The 21454-nt window shown below is 70.0% G+C and carries 20 protein-coding genes, 1 tRNA gene and 1 pseudogene; 13 read left to right on the top strand and 9 right to left on the bottom strand.

Translation table 11 applies throughout. The features are described from left to right. Window positions 1-58: 58 nt before the first annotated feature. Entirely contained in the window at window positions 59-478 is a 420-nt protein-coding gene (locus O7543_RS20150) for a VOC family protein (RefSeq protein WP_281552413.1), read from the bottom strand. Between the two features lie 335 nt (window positions 479-813). Here O7543_RS20150 and O7543_RS20145 point away from each other — a divergent pair, with 335 nt between their 5' ends. From O7543_RS20145 to O7543_RS20135, 3 genes are read left to right on the top strand one after another with little or no spacing between them, the layout of a single operon-like run. Beyond that, window positions 814-1071 (top strand): hypothetical protein, encoded by a 258-nt coding sequence (locus O7543_RS20145; protein WP_281552414.1) that lies wholly within the window; start codon window positions 814-816, stop codon window positions 1069-1071. After that, complete coding sequence (locus O7543_RS20140) at window positions 1071-1742, top strand: hypothetical protein (RefSeq protein WP_281552415.1); 672 nt, start codon at window positions 1071-1073, stop codon at window positions 1740-1742. The genes O7543_RS20145 and O7543_RS20140 overlap by 1 nt, the downstream gene beginning before the upstream one ends. After that, the gene (locus O7543_RS20135; RefSeq protein WP_281552416.1) at window positions 1726-2157 is read left to right on the top strand and encodes a hypothetical protein; all 432 of its coding nucleotides are present in this window, start codon (window positions 1726-1728) and stop codon (window positions 2155-2157) included. The genes O7543_RS20140 and O7543_RS20135 overlap by 17 nt, the downstream gene beginning before the upstream one ends. 481 nt (window positions 2158-2638) lie before the next feature. Here O7543_RS20135 and O7543_RS20130 read toward each other — a convergent pair whose 3' ends face one another. From O7543_RS20130 to O7543_RS20120, 3 genes are all read right to left on the bottom strand, one after another. After that, complete coding sequence (locus O7543_RS20130; protein WP_281555774.1) at window positions 2639-3445, bottom strand: WecB/TagA/CpsF family glycosyltransferase; 807 nt, start codon at window positions 3443-3445, stop codon at window positions 2639-2641. Beyond that, complete coding sequence (locus O7543_RS20125; protein WP_281552417.1) at window positions 3442-4515, bottom strand: NAD-dependent epimerase/dehydratase family protein; 1074 nt, start codon at window positions 4513-4515, stop codon at window positions 3442-3444. Before O7543_RS20125 ends, O7543_RS20130 begins: the two co-directional genes overlap by 4 nt. Before the next feature lie 136 nt (window positions 4516-4651). Further along, a tRNA-Leu gene (locus O7543_RS20120) sits at window positions 4652-4737 on the bottom strand. A gap of 248 nt (window positions 4738-4985) precedes the next feature. On the opposite strand from O7543_RS20120, the gene O7543_RS20115 reads away from it, so the two are divergent. The 7 genes from O7543_RS20115 (at window position 4986) to pknB (ending at window position 14118) form a co-directional block, all read left to right on the top strand. Beyond that, entirely contained in the window at window positions 4986-5789 is an 804-nt protein-coding gene (locus O7543_RS20115; protein WP_123606559.1) for a DUF3662 and FHA domain-containing protein, read from the top strand. A 2-nt stretch (window positions 5790-5791) separates the two neighbouring features. Continuing rightward, window positions 5792-6274, top strand: coding sequence for an FHA domain-containing protein (locus tag O7543_RS20110; protein WP_281552418.1), 483 nt, complete (start codon window positions 5792-5794; stop codon window positions 6272-6274). Then, on the top strand, window positions 6271-7749 hold the full coding sequence (locus O7543_RS20105; RefSeq protein WP_281552419.1) for a PP2C family serine/threonine-protein phosphatase: 1479 nt from the start codon (window positions 6271-6273) through the stop codon (window positions 7747-7749). The genes O7543_RS20110 and O7543_RS20105 overlap by 4 nt, the downstream gene beginning before the upstream one ends. 73 nt (window positions 7750-7822) lie before the next feature. Further along, the gene (locus O7543_RS20100) at window positions 7823-9265 is read left to right on the top strand and encodes an FtsW/RodA/SpoVE family cell cycle protein (RefSeq protein WP_281555775.1); all 1443 of its coding nucleotides are present in this window, start codon (window positions 7823-7825) and stop codon (window positions 9263-9265) included. Then, complete coding sequence (locus O7543_RS20095) at window positions 9262-10770, top strand: penicillin-binding transpeptidase domain-containing protein (RefSeq protein WP_281552420.1); 1509 nt, start codon at window positions 9262-9264, stop codon at window positions 10768-10770. The genes O7543_RS20100 and O7543_RS20095 overlap by 4 nt, the downstream gene beginning before the upstream one ends. 1 nt (window position 10771) lies before the next feature. Beyond that, on the top strand, window positions 10772-12286 hold the full coding sequence (locus tag O7543_RS20090) for a serine/threonine protein kinase (protein ID WP_281552421.1): 1515 nt from the start codon (window positions 10772-10774) through the stop codon (window positions 12284-12286). Further along, the gene (pknB, locus tag O7543_RS20085; protein ID WP_281552422.1) at window positions 12283-14118 is read left to right on the top strand and encodes a Stk1 family PASTA domain-containing Ser/Thr kinase; all 1836 of its coding nucleotides are present in this window, start codon (window positions 12283-12285) and stop codon (window positions 14116-14118) included. Before O7543_RS20090 ends, pknB begins: the two co-directional genes overlap by 4 nt. Before the next feature lie 35 nt (window positions 14119-14153). Here pknB and O7543_RS20080 read toward each other — a convergent pair whose 3' ends face one another. From O7543_RS20080 to O7543_RS20065, 4 genes and pseudogenes are all read right to left on the bottom strand, one after another. After that, window positions 14154-14804 (bottom strand): aminodeoxychorismate/anthranilate synthase component II, encoded by a 651-nt coding sequence (locus O7543_RS20080; protein WP_281552423.1) that lies wholly within the window; start codon window positions 14802-14804, stop codon window positions 14154-14156. 14 nt (window positions 14805-14818) lie between these two features. After that, on the bottom strand, window positions 14819-15118 hold the full coding sequence (locus O7543_RS20075; protein ID WP_281552424.1) for a hypothetical protein: 300 nt from the start codon (window positions 15116-15118) through the stop codon (window positions 14819-14821). A 3-nt stretch (window positions 15119-15121) separates the two neighbouring features. Next, window positions 15122-16033: pseudogene (locus O7543_RS20070) on the bottom strand (class E sortase); the annotation flags it as partial. A 257-nt stretch (window positions 16034-16290) separates the two neighbouring features. Continuing rightward, window positions 16291-17103, bottom strand: a complete 813-nt coding sequence (locus O7543_RS20065; protein ID WP_281552425.1) for a DUF881 domain-containing protein — start codon at window positions 17101-17103, stop codon at window positions 16291-16293. 230 nt (window positions 17104-17333) lie between these two features. Here O7543_RS20065 and O7543_RS20060 point away from each other — a divergent pair, with 230 nt between their 5' ends. From O7543_RS20060 to O7543_RS20050, 3 genes are all read left to right on the top strand, one after another. After that, complete coding sequence (locus O7543_RS20060) at window positions 17334-17597, top strand: cell division protein CrgA (RefSeq protein WP_123606549.1); 264 nt, start codon at window positions 17334-17336, stop codon at window positions 17595-17597. A 263-nt stretch (window positions 17598-17860) separates the two neighbouring features. Next, on the top strand, window positions 17861-20089 hold the full coding sequence (locus O7543_RS20055) for a heterodisulfide reductase-related iron-sulfur binding cluster (RefSeq protein ID WP_281552426.1): 2229 nt from the start codon (window positions 17861-17863) through the stop codon (window positions 20087-20089). 10 nt (window positions 20090-20099) lie between these two features. Then, the gene (locus O7543_RS20050; RefSeq protein WP_281552427.1) at window positions 20100-20684 is read left to right on the top strand and encodes a VanZ family protein; all 585 of its coding nucleotides are present in this window, start codon (window positions 20100-20102) and stop codon (window positions 20682-20684) included. Here the strand turns inward: O7543_RS20050 and O7543_RS20045 are convergent. Continuing rightward, window positions 20681-21370, bottom strand: a complete 690-nt coding sequence (locus O7543_RS20045; RefSeq protein WP_281552428.1) for a GPP34 family phosphoprotein — start codon at window positions 21368-21370, stop codon at window positions 20681-20683. The genes O7543_RS20050 and O7543_RS20045 overlap by 4 nt on opposite strands. Window positions 21371-21454: the final 84 nt, after the last annotated feature.

Below are 21454 nucleotides of genomic sequence, written 5' to 3'. Positions count from 1 at the left end.
GCTCCGTAACAGCTGGGTTAGGTGCTCGCACCGGATTGCGGCAGATCCGTACGTTGGCCTACCCCGAGCCGACGAGGATGCAGAACGGATGTCCCTCCGGATCGGCGAGAACGTAGAGAGGCTCCTCTGAATTCTGGGTGCGGTCGTGAAGCAAGCTGGCTCCGAGCTGCTCGGCTCGTCGACGGTGTCGCTCCAACTCGTTGACGGTTGGTACGTGGAGATCCAGGTGCATCTGCTTCGGAACGTCGTGTGACGGCCAGGTTGGCCGCGCCAATATAGGCACCTGTTGAAAGGCAAGCTTGCGGTTGCCGTTGCCGTCGACCAGGACGAGCCAGTCTTCGTCATCGGTGGTTCCGTCAGCCGGAGGTTCGTCACCAGGACGGTATTGCAGTCCGAGGAACTCCCGGTAGAACTCAGCGAGGGCTCGGGCGTCGGTGGCGTCCAGGACGGTGTGCATGAGAACCGGATAGTCGGACACTGACGACGCCTCCTCATAGTGCTGGCCCTGTCATCACACCACGAAGTCGCCGAGCGAACATCCTGACATCGGCAGGTCCGGACGCGAATGGAGCGGTCAGCCCAGCTGGACGCAGCCCTACTTGTGACGCCTGCTTGTTGCCGTGCCTACCTCAGCAGGGCCGGTGCGTCGACAACGATGGCTGGGCCGGGTGGGCCGCAGCGACCCCAGCCCGGGTGACGGATATCCGTCGCGCAGGGTCGCCGGTCCGTAGCTGGTCGACTATGGTCGGGCGTACCTGACGAACGTGAGTCGCCTTCCGGTACGGCGGCTCCGCGACCGGGGAGGCCGGCTCGGTGAGCGTCGACGAGGTCAAGGCTCAGCTGGGCAGGGGCCTGGAGAGCGCCCGCAGCGGCATGAACACTTTGCAACAGGCTGCCGCTACAGCGGGCGAGGCCCTGGAGTTGGCGACTTACACCTGTCAGGGCAGCAACCATGAACTGGCTACCGACGCGCTGACCGAGGCCAGGTCCGCGCTCCGCGAGATCAAGTTGGCGATCGCCCGACTGGACGTCGGTGAGGAACTGGTCGACACGTACCGCACGGATTTGTGATGGCTGGGACGGTTGCCGAAGTCATCGCCCAGATCGCTCGGGCATCGACCGGCCTCAGCTCGGCCGCCGCGACGGCCCTGCGTGCCCAACAGGAAGTGACCGACGCGCACCAGTCCCTTTCCGCCGCGAGCGCAGGAGCGTCGGCGCGCGCTGTCACGAACGCCACCACCGAGTGGAAGACCGCCGCAGACAAGGCCGGAAAGGTCGCCCGCCTGCTCATTGAGGCCGCCGGGCACCTCAACGCCTACGCCAACCGTATCGCCCCCGGCTCGGCACCCACCGAACCCACGCTCGCCGGCCCGACCGGCGAAGAACTCCTGGCCGACACCACCCGCCGCTCCGAGTCCCGCCGAGGCGTCGGCAGCTTCTTGGACCGTCTGGCGCGTCGAACGGAGGATGTTCAGGACACGGCCAAGACAACCGCTGAGCTGGGCGACTCGGGTCTCAACATCCTGCGGGACCTGGCGACTCCCCCGCCAGGGTCGCAGTCAACCACGGGCACATCGGCCCCTACAGTGGCCTTCACGGACACGAGACCGAAGCTCGAAGCCGGCGACGCGGCGGGCCACCTCGTCGTGGCAGCTCTTATCGCTGGGTTGGCAGCCCGCCGGGCTGACCGATACATCCGACAAGGTTTAGCGAGGTTGCGTCAACGTGAGCGTTCCGACTGAACTCGGCGATCTGATCCGGGCAATGGCTCGACGGGACTGGGGAACGATCGACCGGTTGACTGAGGTTCTTGGCAGGACGAACTGGCACGGCGCGGTCCCGGTGATCGGCGCGGCGTTCGCGATCGCCGTCGACCGCCACTTTGGGCCGGAGCCTGACCTCAACAAGGTGTCTGCGTTCGTCGCACAGGTCCGTGACCAGTACCAACGGGGCAAGGATCTGCCTGCACTTCAGCTGGAAGGTCTCATCCGTGCGGCGCTGGGAGAGGCGGAACTTCTCGACGGGGTCGATGCCGAGGTCTCCTTCCCAGCGCAGATCGTGATCCTCGGTACGCTGCTACAAGACGAACAGTGGACCGAGGCCGAGCTGGAGGAGTTCATCCGCGAAGTCGAGCAGACCGCCGCCCAGTACATGTAGCCGGAGGCAGCAGCGAATCGTATCCCTACGCTGCGCTTGACGTGGGTCGCGTAGTGTTTCGAGCGGCGATCTGTGAGATGCGTTGGGGTGACAGTCCCAAAAGGGCACCCGCATCCCGGACGGTGTAACCGTCGCTCAGGAGAGCCCGTATAGCCGTGGCGGTCGCTTGTTCGGCCTTCTCGTCAGCGTCCCGAGCGGCCTGCCTGGCGTCCAGTGCTGCCGTGACTGTTCCGGGTAGCTCTGGACGTACCTCAATGTCTACTGTGGCCGGATCGACCTCAAGCAGTAGGGCGATCGCCTCGCGAGCCATGGCGGCGACTTGGTCAAGACGGCGAGCCTGGGTGTGAAGGCCTTTGAGTTCGGGAACGCTAACGGCCCACCAGTCGCCGCCCCGCCTGCAGGACGCGGAATAGGTCGTCATTTCCACCAATCCTCCCCGAGTTGGTCGTCTCGGTCGTGTTACCGGAGCCGGGTGAGGTGGTCAGACGGCGAAGGTGGCGGGGCGGTCGGTGGCGGCCTTTGGCGGGGTAGCTTGCCAAACGCCCAGCTTCTGTGCGCCCAGCCGGCTCAGGTACGCCGGGTTGAGGATTACGTACCGGCGCCACAGCCGTTTCGGCTCCAGCCCGAGCCGCCACAGCCACTCCAGGCCGTACCGCTGCATCCAGGATGGCGGCTTCCGTAGCAGCCCGGCGTGGTAGTCGAAGGCGGCGCCGACCGCCATCAGCGGCATGTCCAGCAGCGGGCGCATGGCGTACGCGAAGACCTCCTGGCGGGGGCAGCCCAGCCCGACCAGCACCAGCCGGGCCCCTGAGTCCCGGATCCGGTCGGCAATCTCGGCGTCCTCACCAGGGCCGACGGACCGGAACTTCGACGGCTCGACCCCGGCGAACTTCAGCGCCGGGAACATCTGCTCCAGCTTCGGCACCAGCCGGTCCAGCGTCTCCTCGGTGGAGCCGTACAGGTAGACCGGCAGCCCTTCGTCGGCGCAGCGCTGCAGCACCCGCAGGGTGAGCGTCGGCCCGTACACCCGGTCTTTCAGCCCGACACCGTGCAGCAGGTTGAGGCCCCAGCGCACCGGTTGGCCGTCCGGGGTGACCAGGTCGAACGAGTTGAGCCGGGCGTTGTGCGCAGGGTCCAGGACCCCGGTCATCACCCCGTGTACGGCGAGTGCGGTCAACGCCAGCGGCCGGCGCTCCCGGGCGGCGTCGATCACCCGCTCGGTGGCGGCCTCGTAGTCGACGGCGTCGACCAGCACCCCGAGCAGGTTGCGTTTGCCCTGGTCGATCATTTCCCGGGCACCCACTTGTCGACGTTGGCCTGGTAGATCTCCTGCAGGATCATCGGTACGTCGTAGACCTGCTTCCAGCCAGGGTAGTCCCGCTGGAAAGCGGCGTTCGAGCCGATCCACCACTGGTGGTCGCCGACCCGGTTCGCCTCCTGGTACTCGGTGATCATCTTTTCGCCGGTGATCTGCTCGGCCAGCGCGAACGCCTCCAGGTGCGAGCAGTTGGAGTGCCGGCCGCCGCCGAGGTTGTAGACCGCCGCCGGGCGTGGGTCGCGGAAGAACGCCTCGAACGCGGAGACCACGTCGTGGCTGTGGATCGCGTCGCGGACCATTTTGCCGCCGTACCCGAAGATCCTGTAGGTGCGTCGCTCCATGTTGCAGCGCATCAGGTAGCCGAGGAAGCCGTGCAGCTCGGTCGCCGAGTGCGCCGGGCCGGTCAGCGTGCCGCCCCGGAAGCAGGCGGTACGGATGCCGAAGTAGCGGCCGTACTCCTGCACCATGATGTCGGCGGCGACCTTCGACGCGCCGAAGACCGAGTGCAGGCAGGCGTCGATCGACATGTCCTCGGTGATCCCACCGGCGTACGGGTGGTCCGGGGCGATCTCCCACCGGGTCTCCTGCTCGATCAGCGGCAGGCTGTTCGGCCGGTCGCCGTACACCTTGTTGGTGGAGCAGTGGATCACCGGCGCCTCCGGGCAGTGTTCCCGGACGTTCTGCAGCACGTTGAGGGTGCCGCCGGCGTTGACGTCGAAGTCGGTGAACGGGTCACGGACCGCCCAGTCGTGCGACGGCTGCGCGGCGGTGTGGATCACCACGGCGATGTCCCGGCCGTACCGCCGGAACAGGCCCGCCAGGGCGTCGCGGTCGCGGATGTCGACCGCTTCATGGGTGTACGCCGCACCGAGGTCACGCCGCAGCGTCTCGACGTTCCAGGCGGTGGACGCCTCGGGGCCGAAGAACTCGCGGCGCATGTCGTTGTCGATGCCCACCACATCCAGGCCGAGTCCGGCGAAGTGCCGGGCCGCCTCCGATCCGATCAGACCGCCGGAACCGGTAACCAACGCGACGCTCACACGACACTCCTGAGCTGGGGGGTGGAGTAAACGGTCAACAGGATATCCGGGCGATATGTGAAGAAGGCCCCGCCGTCGGGCGGAGCCTTCTCAATCGTTGCTAGCTGGTGCAGGCGGCTGATGCCGCCCGACCTGCTGGTGGGGAAGGGGGGAGTTGAACCCCCACGCCCTTTCGGGCACACGGACCTGAACCGTGCGCGTCTGCCATTCCGCCACTTCCCCGGATGCTGTCCGGGACAGTCGGTAGAAAGACTAACCCGGCCGGTCCTTCCCGATCCCGGTGGGGGTGTCGGTCAGGGCCACCCGCTGGCAGGTGCCGGGACATACTACGCTGTCCCTGGTCGCCCCGAGCTGGATATCGCCCGCGACGCCTGGCGAAGAGTAGCACGGGGCGGGTCGGTCGTTCGGGACAGGCCGGGAGCGGTGGTCGATCGGCGTGCGGGTGGCACGGGCGACGGCCGGATACCATCATGTCCTCGGAACCCGAGGAGGAGCCGGTGAGCGTGCTGCAACGCTTTGAGAAGCGTCTGGAAGGCCTAGTCGAAGGGGCCTTCGCCAAGGTGTTCAAGGGTGTCGTGCACCCGGTGGAGATCCTCAACGCGATGCAGCGGGAGGCTGAGGCCCACAAGGCGATCCTGGCTGGTGGGCGCACGCTGGTGCCCAACCGCTACGTGATCGATCTCTCGCCGTACGACCACAGTCGGCTGGCTCCGTACGCCGCTGCCCTGGCCCAGGAGCTCGCCCAGTCGCAGGCGGAGTTCATCGGCGAGCAGGCCTGGACGGTCTACGGCGACGTGATCGTCGAGATCGAGCGCGGCGACGGGCTCGACACCGGGATGTTCCGGGTGACGGCCGAAGTCTTCACCGGCGGCGACGTCGCGCCGGTGCAGCAGCCCGGGTACGACATGCCCGGCGGTGGTCAGGGCGGCTATCCGCCGTACGACCAGCAGGGCGGGGGGTACGGTCAACCGCCGCACTCGCCGGCCGGCGCCCGCAACGTACGGCTGGTCTCGGGTGACGGGCGGACCTATCCGCTGCAGATGGGTTCGACCGTGATCGGCCGGGGTGACCAGGCCAATCTGCGACTGCCGGACGTGGGGATCTCCCGCCGACACGCCCGGCTCGACTTCGACGGTGCTCAAGTGGTGCTGACCGATCTGGGGTCGACCAACGGGACCATGGTCAACGGGCAGCGGGTCTCCGCAGTGGCCCTGAACCCCGGTGACATGATCCAGCTCGGGACGACCACGCTCACGTTCCGAGTGGATGGCTAACCTTGCCCGAATTCGTCGTTGCCGTCGCTCGGGTCGGCTTCATCGTCCTGCTGTGGATCTTCGTGTTCACGGTGGTGGGGGTGATCCGCCGGGATCTGTTTGCCGGTGCCCGCTCCAGCCGCCTCGTCGCGGCTCCGCGCGGGGTCAGCAGCAGTACGGCACCGGCCCGGCCGGCCAAGGTCAAACGGGGGCGGGCCGCTCATCAGCTCGTAGTGACCGCTGGCCAACTGGCCGGGACCAAAATTACTTTGGGTGAGTCTCCGATTACGATAGGTCGGGCAGAGGACTCCACCCTGGTCATCACCGATGACTACGCCTCGGCGCGACACGCCCGGCTGATGCCCCGCGACGGCCAGTGGTTCATCGAAGACGCGGGTTCCACTAACGGGACCTACCTGGACCGCGCTAAGGTCACCGGACCTACCCCCGTACCCCTCGCCGTGCCGATCCGAATCGGCCGCACATCTCTTGAGTTACGGCCATGACTCTGACCCTGCGCTATGCCGCCCACAGTGACCGCGGACTGATCCGTGACGGAAACCAGGACTCCGTCTACGCCGGGCCGCGGCTGCTCGCCGTGGCCGACGGCATGGGCGGGATGGCCGCCGGTGACGTCGCCAGCAACCTCGTCATCGGGGCACTGGCCCCCCTCGACGAGGACGTTCCCGGCGACGCCATGGTCGACGCCCTACGCGGCGCCGTCGGCCTGGCCAACCAGCACCTGCGGGACACCGTCGACGCCAACCCCCATCTGGAGGGGATGGGCACCACGCTGACCGCGACGCTCTTCTCCGGCAGCAAGATCGGCATGGTGCACATCGGCGACTCCCGGGCGTACCTGCTGCGCAACGGGGAGTTCGCGCAGATCACCAAGGACGACACCTACGTCCAGATGCTGGTCGACGAGGGCCGGATCAGCGCCGAGGAGGCCAGCAGCCACCCCCAGCGGTCACTGCTGACCCGGGCGCTGGACGGTCGGGACATCGACCCGGAGTACTCGGTACGCCAGGTCGTCGCGGGCGACCGCTACCTGATCTGCAGTGACGGGCTGTCCGGCGTGGTCAGCCCGGACACCATCGCCGAAACGCTGCGCGAGTACACCGATCCGGGCAAGTGCGTCGAGCGCCTGGTCCAGCTGGCGCTGCGCGGCGGCGGCCCGGACAACATCACCGTCGTCGTGGCCGACGCCACCGACCAGAGCATCCACGAGCAGGCACCGATCGTCGGCGGTGCCGCCGCTCGCGACCGCGGCATGGCGACCGCCGCCGACGACTCCACCCCGGCCGCCCGGGCCTCCGCACTGTCCGCGCCACGGGCCGCCGTGCCGGAGCCGGCCGACGCCGCCGCTGCCGCCCCGGACGACGACCAGCAACGCCCCCGCCGCCGGCCGCTGCGCGCGGCGATCGTGCTGGTCGTGCTGGTCGGCATCCTCGGCGGCGGGGTCTGGGCCGGCTGGGCCTACACCCAACGGCAGTACTACGTCGGCGCCACCGGCGACGGTCAGCTAGCGATCTTCCAGGGCATGCCGGGCGAGGTGGCCGGCGTCAGCCTCTCCACCGTGCACCAGACGAGCGACCTCGCCCTGGACGACCTGACCTCCGTCGCCCAGGACCGGGTCAAGCGCGGCATCCACGCCGGCAGCGAAGCCGAGGCGCAGCGGCACCTGCTGGAACTCACCCGGGACGACCCGGGCAACCCCAACCTGAAGCCGATCTGCCCGCCGTCGCCCTCCCCGACCCCGCCGCCGTCGCCCACGCCGTCACCGGAAGCCGACGTGACCGGATCGCCCGGTGCGACACCCGAGGGCCTCGTCTCCGGGTCACCGACCGGACCGGCGAACAGCCCGTCACCGGGCGGCACGCCGAGCCCGTCCGGTGCCCCGGAGAGCTCCCCGGACGCCCCACCGGTCGAGCCGGTCCCGCCGGTGACCAACCCGGCCGGTTGCCGGACGGTCGGCTGAGGCCGGCGAGCGAGGTGAAGGAAACCCAGTGACCGCTTCAGTCGGACCCGCCCCGCCGGCCATCACCGGTGAGATGCCGCGGATCCGCCCCATCAGGACGCGGCGGAACGCCGAACTCGGCCTGCTGGCCCTCGCGCTCGCCGTGGTCGCGCTCTACTCGGCCGCAGCCGAAGCGGCCGTGCTCGGCACCATCCGGCCCGGCTTCTGGGTGCCGACCGCCGTGGTCGGCGCGGTCTTCGTCGGCCTGCACCTGGTCATCCGGTTCTTCGCCCCGCACGCCGACCCGGCCCTGCTGCCGGCGGTGGCCCTGCTCAACGGCATCGGCGTCGGATTCCTGCGCCGCTACGACCTGGCCCAGGTAGCCGCCGCGGAGCGGATCGACTACCCGATCTTCGCCGGCACCGGCGGGCGGCAGCTGGCCTGGACCCTGGCCGCCGTGGTGCTCGCCGCCGGGCTGCTCGTCCTGGTCCGCGACCACCAGGTCGTCGCCCGGTACGCGTACACCCTCGGGCTGGCCGGGATCGTGCTGGTGATGATCCCGGCGGTGCTGCCGGCGCGGTACTCCGAGGTCAACGGCGCCAAGCTGTGGATCCTGATCGGCGGCTTCTCCATCCAGCCCGGCGAGTTCGCCAAGCTGGCCCTGCTGTCCTTCTTCGCGTACTACCTTGTCCGCAAGCGTGAGGTGCTGTCGCTGGCCAGCCGGCGGGTGCTCGGGATCGACTTCCCCCGGGGGCGCGACCTCGGCCCGGTGCTGGTGGTCTGGCTGCTCAGCGTCCTGGTCCTGGTCTTCCAGAAGGACCTCGGGACGTCGCTGCTCTACTTCGGCATGTTCGTGGTGACGCTGTACGTCGCCACCGAACGGGTCAGCTGGCTGATCATCGGTCTGCTGCTGTTCTTCGGCGGAGCGTTCCTGGCGTACCACCTGGGCAACATCGTCGGCGGTCCGTTCGCCAACTTCTACCAGCGGGCCAACATCTGGCTCGACCCGTTCTCCGACCCGTACGCCGACGGCTACCAACTGGTCCAGGGGCTGCTCGGGCTCGGCACCGGCGGGCTGTTCGGCGCCGGACCCGGCGGCGGCCAGCCGCTGAAGGTGCCGGAGGTGCACAACGACTTCATCTTCGCCGGCCTCGGCGAGGAGATCGGCCTGTTCGGGCTCTCCGCACTACTGGTCGTCTACCTGCTGGTCGCCGAGCGCGGGCTGCGGGCCGGTCTGGCGGTACGCGACTCGTTCGGCAAGCTGCTCGCCGGCGGCCTGGCGTTCACCCTCTCCCTGCAGGTCTTCGTGATCGTCGGCGGGATCAGCGGGTTGATCCCGCTGACCGGTCAGACCACCCCGTTCCTGTCCGCCGGCGGCTCGTCGCTGATGGCGAACTGGCTGCTGGTGGCGATGCTGCTGCGGATTTCCGACGCCGGCCGCCGGCCGGTGGTGGGGGCCGAGCCCCGGCCGCCCGGTACCCCGGCCGGACCACCCGCCCAGCTGCACGGCGCGCCGACGGAGGTGATCCGCCGATGAACGCCCCACTGCGCCGAGTCGGCGTGGTCATCATGGTTCTGTTCGGCCTGCTCTTCGTCAACCTCAACTGGGTCCAGGGCTACAAGGCCGAGGAGTACCGCACCAGCGACTACAACGGCCGGGTGCAGGTCGCCGAGTACGACCGGCAACGCGGCAACATCGAAGCCGGCGCCCGTGCCCTGGCCACCAGCACGCCGACCGATGGCGAGCTGCAGTACCTGCGGACCTACCCGGACAACGAGCTCTACGCGCACGTGATCGGCTACAAGCCGGTCAACCTGGCCGCCACCGGCGTGGAGAAGGCCGAGAACGAGTTCCTCGCCGGCACCAGCGACCAACTCTTCGCCGACCGGGTCCGGGACCTGTTCACCGGCGAGGAGACCGGCGGCGGGAACGTGCTGCTCACCATCAACCGGCGGGCGCAGGAGACCGCGTACCGGCAGCTGCTGGACAACCGGGTGGGCGTCGACGTGGGCGCGGCGGTGGCGCTCAATCCGCGTACCGGCGCGGTGCAGGCCCTGGTGTCGCTGCCCAGCTTCGATCCGAACCCGCTGGCCAGCCACGACACCGGGGCGGCTCAGGAGGCCTTCAACGAGCTGGACAGTGACCCGAACCGTCCGCTGAACAACCGGGCCCTCGGCGAGGTGCTGCCGCCCGGTTCCACCTTCAAGGTCGTCGTCGCGGCGGCGGCCCTGGAGAACGGCACCACCGTCGAGACGCCGATCTCCGCCGGCCCGGTCTACCGGCACCCTGACTCCGGCACCGACATCCGCAACGCCGTCGACTCCATCTGCCCACAGGACGAGGTCACCCTGATCACCGCCCTGACCGACTCGTGCAACACCGGCTTTGCCAAGCTGGGCGTGGAGCTCGGCGCCGAGACGGTCAAGGCAAAGGCACGCGACTTCGGCTTCGAGGACGAGGAGCTGGTCGTCGGCCGGAGCAGCGGTGACGACGGCCTGCCGGTCGCGGCCAGCCGGACCGGCGACATCGCCAACCCGGACGGCAGCGAGGACGGCGCGGCGCTGGCCCAGTCGTCGATCGGCCAGAACAACGTCCGGATGACCCCGCTGGAAGGCGCGATGATCGCGGGGGCGGTGGCCAACGGCGGCAGCCAGATGCGTCCGTACGTGATCCAGCAGCTGCTGCATGCCGACCGGACCAGCAGCTACTACACCGCGGACCCGCGGGAGCTGCGCCAGTCGGTGAGCGGGTCGGTCGCCGCCGACCTGCAGGAGATGATGGTCAGCGTCGTGCGCAACGGCACCGGCCGCAACGCCCGGATCGACGGGTACACCGTCGGCGGCAAGACCGGCACCGCGCAGGCCGGCGAGGGCGACGACGACCACGGATGGTTCATCGGCTTCGTCACGTCCGAGGACGGTGAACCGATTTCGGCGGTCTGCGTACTGCTGGAAGGTGCCGGCAGCGGCGGCAGCGCGGAAGCGGCCCGGATTTCCGGCCAGATTATGCGGGCCCTCGTCGCCGAACGTGAGGGGCGATGAGATGCTGAGCTCCGGAGTCCTGCTCGGCGGCCGCTACCGGCTCGACGAGCGCATCGCCAGCGGCGGGATGGGCGACGTGTGGCGCGGCACCGACGAGGTGCTCGGCCGTACCGTCGCGGTCAAGAGCCTGCTTCCCGCGCTGCTCGAGGAGCCCGGCTTCGCTGAGCGGTTCCGCGGCGAGGCCCGCACCATGGCCACCATCAACCATCCCGGCGTGGTCGACGTCTACGACTACGGCAGCGACAAGCACATCGCCTTCCTGGTGATGGAGTACGTCGAGGGCGACGCGCTGTCGCGCACCCTGTCCCGGGTCGGGCGGCTCACCCCGGCCCGCACCATGGCGCTGATCGCCCAGGCCGCCGACGCGCTGCACGCGGCCCACGAAAAGGGCATCGTGCACCGCGACGTCAAGCCGGGCAACCTGCTGGTACGACCCAACGGCACGCTGGTGCTGACCGACTTCGGCATCGCCCGCTCAGAGATCGTCGGCCAGTTGACCGCCGCCGGCTCGGTGCTCGGCACCGCCTCGTACATCTCCCCCGAGCAGGCGTCCGGCGCGGTCGCGACGCCGGCTTCCGACGTGTACGCGCTCGGCGTGGTCGCCTACCAGTGTCTGTCCGGTCGGCGGCCGTTTGAGGGCGACAATCCGCTGGAAATCGCCATGAAGCACGTGCGGGAGGTGCCGCGCGCGCTGCCGTCGGACATCCCACCCGTGGTCCGCAGCTTCGTCGAGCGCGCGCTCGCCAAGGATCCTGCGGCGCGCTGGCAGAGCGCCGCCACGATGGCCGCCGTCTCCCGGCAGGCCGCCACCACACTCGCCGGCCAGCCCCGGCCACCGGCCGGCCCGCCCCGGCCACCACACGCCCAGCAGCACCCGGGCCAGCAGCATCCCGGCCAGCACCCGGCCGCGCCCCGGCCCACCTCGGCAGCGCCGGTTTCGCCGATGGCGTCCGGCCCCGCACCCATGTCTCCCGGGCCGATGTCTCCGGGCCCGATGTCGCCAGGGCCGATGCACCCCGGCTCGGTGCCGCCCAATCCGGTGCCGCCCGGTCAGCGGCCGCCGCCGGGGCAGCCGATGCCCGGACCACCCGGCTACCGGCCCGCCACCGCGCCGATGATGCCGGGCGGGTATCCGGCCGGCTACCATCACCCTGCCACCCCGGCGCGGCAGCCCCTGCCCGCTTCGGGTCGTCCACCCAACCCGTACGGCTACAACCGGCCACCAGCCCCGCCCCAGCGGTCCGGTGGCCTGCACCGGCAAGTGTTCACCGTCCTGGCGATCATCCTCGGAGCGTTGATCGTGTTGCTCTGCACCGGGCTGGTCGCTTACCGGATCATCGACAGCGCCAGCAATTCGGCCGCTCTGGGGCAACCCGTGGTGCGATTGGTTACGGCTGAGAACCAGATGGCAGCCGGACACGTCGAAACCAGCGTGGGACCCGTACCGTCGATGGAAGCACCCGACTTGGTCCGATCCGATGACGACCAGACGAGCGAAGGACGACAAGGACGATGACCGCGCAGGCCCGCCTGCTAGGTGGCAGGTACCAGGTCGGCGAGTTGCTCGGCTATGGCGGTATGGCCGAGGTTCACCGCGGCCGTGACCTGCGGCTCGGCCGTGACGTCGCGATCAAGATGCTGCGCACCGACCTGGCCCGGGACCGGACTTTCCAGGAACGGTTCCGGCGGGAGGCGCAGAACTCCGCGTCGCTCAACCACCCGGCGATCGTCGCGGTCTACGACACCGGCGAGGAGTACGCCGCCACCGGCGAGACGCTGCCGTTCATCGTGATGGAGTTCGTCAACGGCCGCACCCTCAAGGAGGTGCTCGCCGCCGAGGGCCGGCTGCACCCGCGTCGGGCCCTGGAATACTGCGCCGACGTCTGCGCCGCACTGGAGTTCAGCCACCGGCACGGCATCATCCACCGGGACATCAAGCCCGGCAACGTCATGCTCACCCAGACCGACCAGGTCAAGGTGATGGACTTCGGCATCGCCCGCGCACTGGCCAGCGGCGCGACCACGATGACCCAGACCTCGGCGGTGATCGGCACCGCGCAGTACCTTTCCCCGGAGCAGGCCCGGGGCGAGTCGGTGGACGCCCGGTCCGACGTCTACGCGGCCGGCTGCGTGCTGTTCGAGCTGCTCTGCGGCCATCCGCCGTTCGTCGGCGACAGCCCGGTCAGCGTCGCCTACCAGCACGTCCGGGAGGACCCTCGGGCGCCGAGCGAGATCAACCGGGACGTCACCCCGGCGATCGACGCGATCGTGTTGAAGGCGCTGGCCAAGAACCCGGTCAACCGCTACCAGAGCGCCGGCGAGATGCGGGCCGACCTGCTGCGCGCCGCCTCCGGCCGGCCGGTGCTGGCCACCCCGGTGCTGCGCGACGACGAAACCGCGGCGATGGGCGCCACCGGGCGTACCGGCTCGACCCAGCGGATCCCCGGCGGCGTCGGCGGCCCGCCGCCGAGGCGGACCTCGCCGGCGGTCATCGCCGGGCTCAGCGCGCTGGGCGTCTTCGCGGTGATCGCCCTGGCCACCGGGCTGATCTGGATGAACTCCGCCCCCGACGAGCCGGTCACCGTCGATCTGCCCAACCTCGTCGGCGCGCAGATCGAACAGGCCCAGCTGACCCTCACCGACCTGCAGCTGACAGCGGACGTCACCCCTCGCGACGACGCGAACTGTACGGTCAACACCGTCATCGAGCAGTCACCGGAGCCGGGCGCCGTCGAACCGGGCACCGAGGTGGCCCTCGTCGTCTGCTCCGGCCCGGGCAAGGTCCAGGTGCCCGACATGAAAGGCTTCACCCGCAGCGCCGCCGAGCAGCAGCTCACCGACCGAAAGCTGATCGCCGTCTTCGAGGAGGTGGACAGCTCGGCACCGAAGGACCAGGTGATCGAGGTGCCCAGCGCCGGCGAGATGGTGGAGGTGGGCAGCGAGGTCGAGGTGCACGTCTCGCTCAACAATCTGCGGGACATGCCGAACGTCGTCGGCTACACCGAAGCCCAGGCCGTCGCGACGCTTGAAAACCGCGGCTTCGACCCGCGGGTGATCGACGGGGAGGAAGTCGACCCGGCCGATGCCGGCATCGTCACCAGCCAGAGTCCGAACAACGGCGAGCACCGGGTCAACTCCCGGGTGGAGATCGTCGTCTCCCAGCCCCGGCAGGAGGTGGAGCCGTCGCCGGACCCGACCGGCAGCCCGTCGCCGACCGGCTCACCCCCGACGACCAGCCCGCCACCGGGCGACGGTGACGGCGAGGGCGGTGGTGGTGGCTCCAGCACCCCAGGCAGCGGAGTGAGCGGCCTGCTGCCCACCGCGCCTGTCTCCCGGCTGTTCGACTGAGTCGCGGCCCGCGGTCCTAGCGGCCGGGCCTGCGCTCAGGCCGACACGAACGCGGCTCGCCGCCGGGTCTCCACCTCGGCGGCGAGTCGCGGTGCCCGCTGCCGGGCCTGCGGCAGACCGCAGCCGGCCAGCCAGTTGGCCAGCATCAGATGGCCGCCCTCGGTGAGCACCGACTCGGGGTGGAACTGCACCCCCTCGACCGGCAGGCTCCGGTGCCGCATCGCCATCACCACCCCGGACGCGGTACGCCCGGTGACCTCGATCTCGGCCGGCAGACCGTCCTCGCGTACCGCGAGAGAGTGGTAGCGGGTGGCGGTGAACGGATCCGGCAGCCCGGCCAGCACCCCGACGCCCCGATGCTCGACGAGCGAGGTCTTGCCGTGCAGCAGCTCGGGAGCACGCTCGACGACCCCGCCGAACGCGGCACCGATCGCCTGGTGACCGAGGCAGACGCCGAGGATCGGCAGTTGTCCGGCGTACCGCTCGATGACCTCCAGGCAGATGCCGGCGCTGTCCGGGGCACCCGGACCGGGGGAGAGCAGCACACCGGCCGCGCCGAGCCGGCCGACCTCGTCGACGGAGATCTCGTCGTTGCGCCGGACGTCGCAGTCGGCGCCCAGCTGGCCGAGGTACTGCACCAGGTTGAACACGAACGAGTCGTAGTTGTCGATCACCAGTACGCGCACGCGGACACCTGACTCTAGTCGCCGTTCTCATCGGGTACGGGGTTGTTCGTCTCGGTGTCGTACGGCAGCTCGTAGTCGTCGGCGCCGCCACCGTCCGGATCGCCGCCGTCGCCGCCGTCGGCCGGACCGCCGTCGCCGGGGTCGGTGCCGCCGCCGTCCTCGGTCACCTGGACGTCGTCGAACGGCAGCAGCGGCTCCGCCCACGGGAAGACCACGTACCAGAGCAGGACGACCGTCAGTCCGGCGAGCAGCGCCGAACCGATCAGCTTGCCGGGCGTGCCGAACGGGAGCTTGCGCCAGATCCAGGCGTACATGGCTCAGCCGCCGAGTTCCGCCGGTCGGCCATCGGCCTTGGGCTGACTGCGGACCAGCGCCGCGTGCACGATCAGCCGCTGGTAGTTGTCGAACTTCGGGTGGCAGGTGGTCAGGGTCAGCATCGCCTCGGTCGGCTGCGCCCGACGGTCGCCGGGTACTGCGGCGACCACTTCGGTCTGGTTGGGCAGCACGATGTGGTTGCGGGTGACCGCGTACACGTGCCAGGTGTCCCGGTCCTCGACGACGATCGTGTCGCCGTCGCCCAGCTCGTCCAGCCGCCAGAAGGTGGCCCGGTTGCGGTGCCCGGCCACCGAGAAGTTGCCGACCTCCCCAGGGCCGGCGCTGTCCGGGTAGTGACCCGGCGCGTACCGGATGTCGTCCTGGCCGACGCCCTCGACGACGATCCAGTTCTTGTCCAGCTTCGGGATGTAGAGCCCGGCGACCGGGGTGCCCTGCACCTGGATGGTGGGGGACGCCTCGGGCTCGGGTGTCGGGCCGTCGCTGACCACCGGCTCGGGCACCTCGGCCCACTGCTGGGCGAGCTGGTCGCTGAGCTCGTCCTGATGGGCGTTGACGATGACCGACTTGCCCCAGATCTCGTAGCCGGCGAAGAGCAGTACCACGATGCCGAAGGTGATCAGCAGCTCCCCGGTGACCCGGGCGGTGGTGCGCAGCGCGGTCCAGATGGTCGGTCTGGTCAGTTCGGAGTACACGCTCTTGTAACCGCTGTCGGTGCGCTCCGGTCGCAACTTGACCACCCGCTCACCGCGACGGGGGGCGGCACCGTCGCGCTCGCCGGGGCCGGGATCCCGCCCGCTGCCGGCCGGTGACTCGCCGTTCGGCGGCGGCTGGTAGCTGCTGATCACGACCGGCAGCACCGTGGTGGACGCGGCCGGCTCGGCCGGGTAGGCGGGGATGACGGCCGTGCGGGCAGCATCGTCGCGCTCCGGCGGCCGGGGGCGCTGGTACTGGGCCAGTTGCTGCGGCGAGTAGCCGGGCGGGTGCTGATGTGCCGGGGGTGTCGGGCCCGGGGCCGTTGCCGGGTTCGGCCCGGTGAAGCGGGGAAGCACCGTGGTCGAGTCGTCGGTGTGGTATGTGCGGTGCCGGCCCGAGTCGTGCGGTTGGTCGGGATGGCCGGGCGCCTCTGGATGGCCGGGCACCCCGGGCCGGGTCATCGCGCCGACTCCGCAACGGTGGTGTGCCGCAGCGCTGCCGAGCCGTCGAACGCCGGCACGGTCAGCTCGGCTTCGACGGTCTCCTGGTAGCCCAGCTGGAAGTGGGTCACGGCGTCCCTGAACAACTGCACCCCTTCGGAGTCGGCCAGCGCCTGCTGCAGGGCGCTGGGGTCACCGATCGCGGCGATCCGAAATGGGGGCGAGTAGACCCCGCCGTGCAACAACAGCGTGTTCCCGACACAGCGTACCGCGCTGGTCGCCAACACCCGTACATCCATGATTGACATCGCTTCGGCGCCGCCGGCCCACAGTGCGTTGACCACTGCCTGTACGTCGCTCTGGTGCACCACCAGGTCGTCGTTGCTGGCACCGTCCGGCAGGTCGGTCAGCCGCGGCGCGTCGTCGAGTTCGATGATGACGCCTGGGCCGGCCAGCGCGGTGAAGCCGGCCGCTGACCGGTTCGCGTCGATCCGGGCCTGCTGCCGCGCGATCGGCTCGTCCGACCCGGCGACCAGCTCCGTCTGCTGGTCGACCTGGTCGCGCAGTTGGGCGGCTCGTTCCTCGGCGGCGGCCAGCTGGGTACGTCGGTCGTCGATCAGCTGCGCGAGTTGTGGTCGACGGTCCTCCCGCAGGCTGGTGCCGCTGGCGGTGGTGGCGGTCGTGGTGAACAGCAGGCCGGCGAGCAGCGCGATCAGCGGTACGCCGGCGGACCAGCCGGGCTGCTCCGCGCCGCGCCGGCGACGCAGCAGCCCGCGAACGGCACGCCGGACCACGTCCCGCCAGGACGCGCTGCCGGAGGTGTACTCCATCTCGCCCCCTCTCCGCCTGCCGGCCATCGACAAGTGTCCGCATAATGGACCACCTGGGCGGTCTATCGCACCTGGTGGACCTGGTTGTGCCCAAATGTCGCTGCTGCCGTGCTGCGGCCCGTGGCCGGATCGCGGCAACTTGACTACGCTAGCTCTTGAACATTATTGGCCATGGACCGTCGCCGCTGCGTCCGGTTGCCGGGCCGGATGATAGCCACCAGGAGAGCGTCGTGCCCAAGTCGCAGGTTCGCAAGAAGAAGGTCTACACCCCGCCGACCGACGTCCGCCCGACCCAGACGGCTGCCACCCGCAAGCCGAGTCCGGTCTGGTTGCCGATCAGCGCCGTCTCGTTGATCGTCTTCGGCATCGGCTGGCTGGTCGTCTACTACCTGTCGGAGACCGCCTACCCGGTCGCCTCCTGGGGCTACTGGAACCTGGCGATCGGGTTCGGCGCCATGGTGAGTTCGCTGATCCTGCTCTCCCGCTGGCGCTGACCCGGTTCACAGTCGGTCCGCAGCCGGCCCGCCAGTGCCGCCCAAGGTCGGTCGGTGTCCCCGAGGACGCCGGCCGACCTGCTGTTTTATCGAGGGCCGGGCGGCGGCGCGGCGGCGACGCTGCCATAGGGTGGCGAGTACCGGGCGCCGGTCCGGTGCGACGCTCGTCACATTACCCATGGGTAACCTGGCGGTAGGCTGAAGCTCCGTGACCGGCCTTCCGGTCACTCTGCCGCTCGTCCAGCACACCGGGAGGCCAACGAATGGGTACGGTCCAGATCGTCACCACGGTCGTCGCCGCCATCGTCACCGCCGTCGCGGTGGTGCTCGCCGGCCGGGCGGTCTGGCAGTTCGTCTCGATCATCCGACTCGGCAAGGCCGACCCGCACCGCACCGGTGACCCGGCCACCCGGGCGAAGGTGATGCTGAGCGAAACCCTCGGCCACACCCGGATGCTCAAATGGAGCGTCGTCGGGGCGGCCCACTGGTTCGTCATGGTCGCCTTCATCGTGCTCTCCATCCTCGTACTGGAGGCGTACTTCGAGGTGGTCGACGCCGGCGGCGGCATTCCGGTGATCGGCGGTTGGCTGCTGTACGGGCTGGTCACCGAGCTCATCTCGATCCTCGGCATGGCGGGTATCGGCGTGCTGATCGGGATCCGGCTGGCGAACCGGCCGACCCGCGCCGGCGGCCGGTCACGGTTCACCGGCTCGACGATGTGGCAGGGCTACTTCGTCGAAGCCGTCGTGCTCGCCGTACTGATCTGCGGCTTCTTGATCCGTGGCTTCCGGGTGGCCACCGACCACTTCGACTTCCCGGTCTGGGCCACCCCGGTGAGCCACGCGCTCGGTGCCGTCCTGCCCGCCTCCGAATCGGCGATCAGCATCACCGCCCTGATCAAGATTCTCATCTCGATGACCTGGCTGATCGTCATCGCGCTGACGCTGACCATGGGGGTGGCCTGGCACCGGTTCGCCGCCTTCTTCAACATCTACTTCAAGCGGGACCCCGGCCGGCCCAACTCCGGCCTCGGCGCGCTGCGGCCGATGATGAGCGACGGCAAGCCGCTCGACTTCGAAGAGGCCGACCCGGAGTCGGACCAGTTCGGCGTCGCTCAGGTCGAACAGTTCAGCTGGAAGGGCCTGCTCGACTTCACCACCTGTACGGAGTGTGGCCGCTGCCAGTCGCAGTGCCCGGCCTGGAACACCGGCAAGCCGCTGTCGCCGAAGCTGCTCGTGCTGTCGCTGCGCGACCACGCCTACGCCAAGGCGCCGTACCTGCTCGCCGGCGGCGGAAAGGATCTCACCGGCGAGGAGAAGGGCACGGCCGAACAACTCGCCAAGGTCGACGCCCTGGCGCTGGCCGAGGCCGACCGCCCGCTGATCGGCGGCGCCGACGACGGCGGCGTCATCGACCCGGACGTGCTCTGGTCGTGCACCACCTGCGGGGCCTGCGTGGAGCAGTGCCCGGTGGACATCGAACACGTCGACCACATCGTCGACATGCGCCGCTACCAGGTGCTGATCGAGTCGAGCTTCCCCAGCGAGGCCGGCGTGATGCTGCGTAACCTGGAGAACAAGGGCAACCCGTGGGGTGCTCCACCGAACACCCGGGAGGACTGGACCAAGGGGCTCGACTTCGCGGTGCCCCGGGTCGGCGAGGTGGACGACTTCGAGTACCTGTTCTGGGTCGGCTGCGCCGGCGCGTTCGAGGACCGGGCCAAGAAGACCACCCGCGCGGTGGCGACCCTGCTGCACGAAGCCGGCGTCGACTTCGCCATCCTCGGCGAGGGCGAGACCTGCACCGGCGACCCGGCACGGCGGATCGGCAACGAGTTCGTCTTCCAGATGCTGGCCCAGCAGAACGTCGAGACCATCAACGAGGCGTTCGGCGACCGGGAGCCGGCGAGACGCAAGATCGTCGCGACCTGCCCGCACTGCTTCAACACCCTCGGCAACGAGTACGGCCAGCTCGGCGGCCACTTCGACGTCGTACACCACACCCAACTGCTGGCCCACCTGGTCACCGCCGGCAAGCTCACCCCGGTCACCCCGGTCGACGGTGGGTTGACCTACCACGACCCGTGCTACCTGGGCCGGCACAACCGGGTGTTCAGCCCGCCCCGGGAAGTGCTCGGTGCCGCGTTGACCGCAGGCGCCGGGGCGGGCGGCGACGCGGCCCAGCTGCGGGAGATGCCGCGCAACTCGGAACGCTCGTTCTGCTGCGGCGCCGGCGGGGCGAGGATGTGGATGGAGGAGCGGATCGGCAAACGGGTCAACGTCGACCGGGTCGAGGAGGCGCTCTCCACCGGTGCCCAGACCATCGCGGTCGGTTGCCCCTTCTGCTACACCATGCTCGGCGACGGGGTCACCGGCAAGCAGTCCAGCGGCGCGGCGGACGAGAACGTCGAGGTCGTCGATGTGGCGACGGTGCTGCTCAGGTCGGTCAAGCCGGCGGTAGCATCGTCGGCGTCATCGTCGGCCGAGGAGTAGGGAGAAGCGGGTGCTGGGTTGGGCCCGCGAGTTCCTCTCCCAGCCCTGGCCGTTCCTCACCCTCGCGGCGCTGGCCGGCGTGAGCCTGCTGGCGCACCGGCCGCTCGCCGTACGGCTCGGCTGGGCACGCTGGCCGACGCTCGGGATGCTTCTCGGCGCTGCCGCGATCGCCGCGCTCACCCTGCCACCGGCACCGACCGGGTCCGGCGTACCGCTCGCCCCCGGGGTCTCCGTTTCCGGCCCGGACGGGGAGGTCTTCGCCGCGTGCCTCCGGTCGCTCACCGATCCGGCGGTGCTGTGGTCCGGGCTGGTCACCGTCGACTCGCTCGGCGAACGGGTCGGCAACGTGGCGATGTTCGTACCACTGGCGTTCTGCACGGTGCTGGCGGTCCGCCGGCCAGCGCTGGCCACCGGGCTGCTCCTGCTGGCCCCGGTGGTCGTCGAAGTAGGCCAGGCGGTGCTCGGCGTCGGCCGTGAGTGTGTCGGCTACGACTGGGTCAACAACGCGACCGGGGTGCTGATCGGGGCGGTCGGCGGCGGCGTGGTCCGGTTGCTGTGGCGGCGGTTCGCGCCGTCACCTACCAAGGTCAGCTAGCTGCCAGTCGCGACGTCGGTGGCGGTGAAGACGCTGCGGGCGACCGTTGCCCGGTACCCGGCGACGACGTCGGTGGTCGCAGCGATCGGCCAGGCTGCCGGCCCGAGCACTGCGGGCGGCCGGCGCCGCGCGTCCAAAGGTGGTGCAGCACCGACGTCCGGCACGTCGAGTGCGTTCAGCAGGCAGGCCAACGCGGCGGTACGTGGTCCGACCGGTCCGGCGCCGCGCTCGGCGGCGGCCAGCCGTCGCCGGGTCTCCGTCTCGGCGGGCGGTTCGCCGCCGTCCGGCGGAGCGAACTTGGTCCGGGGCAGCACCCAGAGCACCCGGTCCCGTTCCCGGCGGAGCACCCCCGAGACGACCAGCCCGTTGAGTACCTCGTCGACTACACCGTGGGACAGATCGACCACCCAGTCGCGGGTCGCGCGGCCAGGCTCGGCCAGAATCCTGGTCCGTACCCGGTCGAGCAGCTTCCGACCCGGGTCGCTGCCGGGCGCGTACCCGCTGCCGGGATCGTCGCCGGCCTGCACCCGGCCGTCCGTGTCGATCGAAATCTGCCCGCCGACGGCGAGGTCGCACAACACCGCCCCGGCGACCGCATAGTCGAGCTCGGGGGAAGCGACGGTCGCGGTCCCGGAATCGTCATAGCTGAGCAGGACCAGCTCCTCCGCGAGGCTGAGCGACGTCATCAGAGTCCTTCCGTGGATACTCCGGCGTTGCGGCCGGGGAGGAACCGGAACCCTGCGGAAGCAGGGCAGGCACGACCTCGCCTT

Origin of the sequence: Solwaraspora sp. WMMA2080, from assembly GCF_027497395.1 — a bacterium.
GTDB lineage: Bacteria > Actinomycetota > Actinomycetes > Mycobacteriales > Micromonosporaceae > Micromonospora_E.
The sequence above is the reverse complement of the archived record's forward strand: the minus strand, read 5'-3'. Positions and strand labels throughout refer to the sequence as shown.

Bases quoted from the DNA above. Each gene is read 5' to 3' on its own strand.
- O7543_RS20140 (WP_281552415.1), top strand. From the start codon at position 1,071: ATGGCTGGGACGGTTGCCGAAGTCATCGCCCAGATCGCTCGGGCATCG.
- O7543_RS20130 (WP_281555774.1), bottom strand. From the start codon at position 3,445: ATGATCGACCAGGGCAAACGCAACCTGCTCGGGGTGCTGGTCGACGCC.
- O7543_RS20115 (WP_123606559.1), top strand. From the start codon at position 4,986: ATGTCCTCGGAACCCGAGGAGGAGCCGGTGAGCGTGCTGCAACGCTTT.
- O7543_RS20105 (WP_281552419.1), top strand. From the start codon at position 6,271: ATGACTCTGACCCTGCGCTATGCCGCCCACAGTGACCGCGGACTGATC.
- O7543_RS20100 (WP_281555775.1), top strand. From the start codon at position 7,823: ATGCCGCGGATCCGCCCCATCAGGACGCGGCGGAACGCCGAACTCGGC.
- O7543_RS20095 (WP_281552420.1), top strand. From the start codon at position 9,262: ATGAACGCCCCACTGCGCCGAGTCGGCGTGGTCATCATGGTTCTGTTC.
- O7543_RS20090 (WP_281552421.1), top strand. From the start codon at position 10,772: ATGCTGAGCTCCGGAGTCCTGCTCGGCGGCCGCTACCGGCTCGACGAG.
- pknB (WP_281552422.1), top strand. From the start codon at position 12,283: ATGACCGCGCAGGCCCGCCTGCTAGGTGGCAGGTACCAGGTCGGCGAG.
- O7543_RS20075 (WP_281552424.1), bottom strand. From the start codon at position 15,118: ATGTACGCCTGGATCTGGCGCAAGCTCCCGTTCGGCACGCCCGGCAAG.
- O7543_RS20065 (WP_281552425.1), bottom strand. From the start codon at position 17,103: ATGGAGTACACCTCCGGCAGCGCGTCCTGGCGGGACGTGGTCCGGCGT.
- O7543_RS20055 (WP_281552426.1), top strand. From the start codon at position 17,861: ATGGGTACGGTCCAGATCGTCACCACGGTCGTCGCCGCCATCGTCACC.
- O7543_RS20045 (WP_281552428.1), bottom strand. From the start codon at position 21,370: ATGACGTCGCTCAGCCTCGCGGAGGAGCTGGTCCTGCTCAGCTATGAC.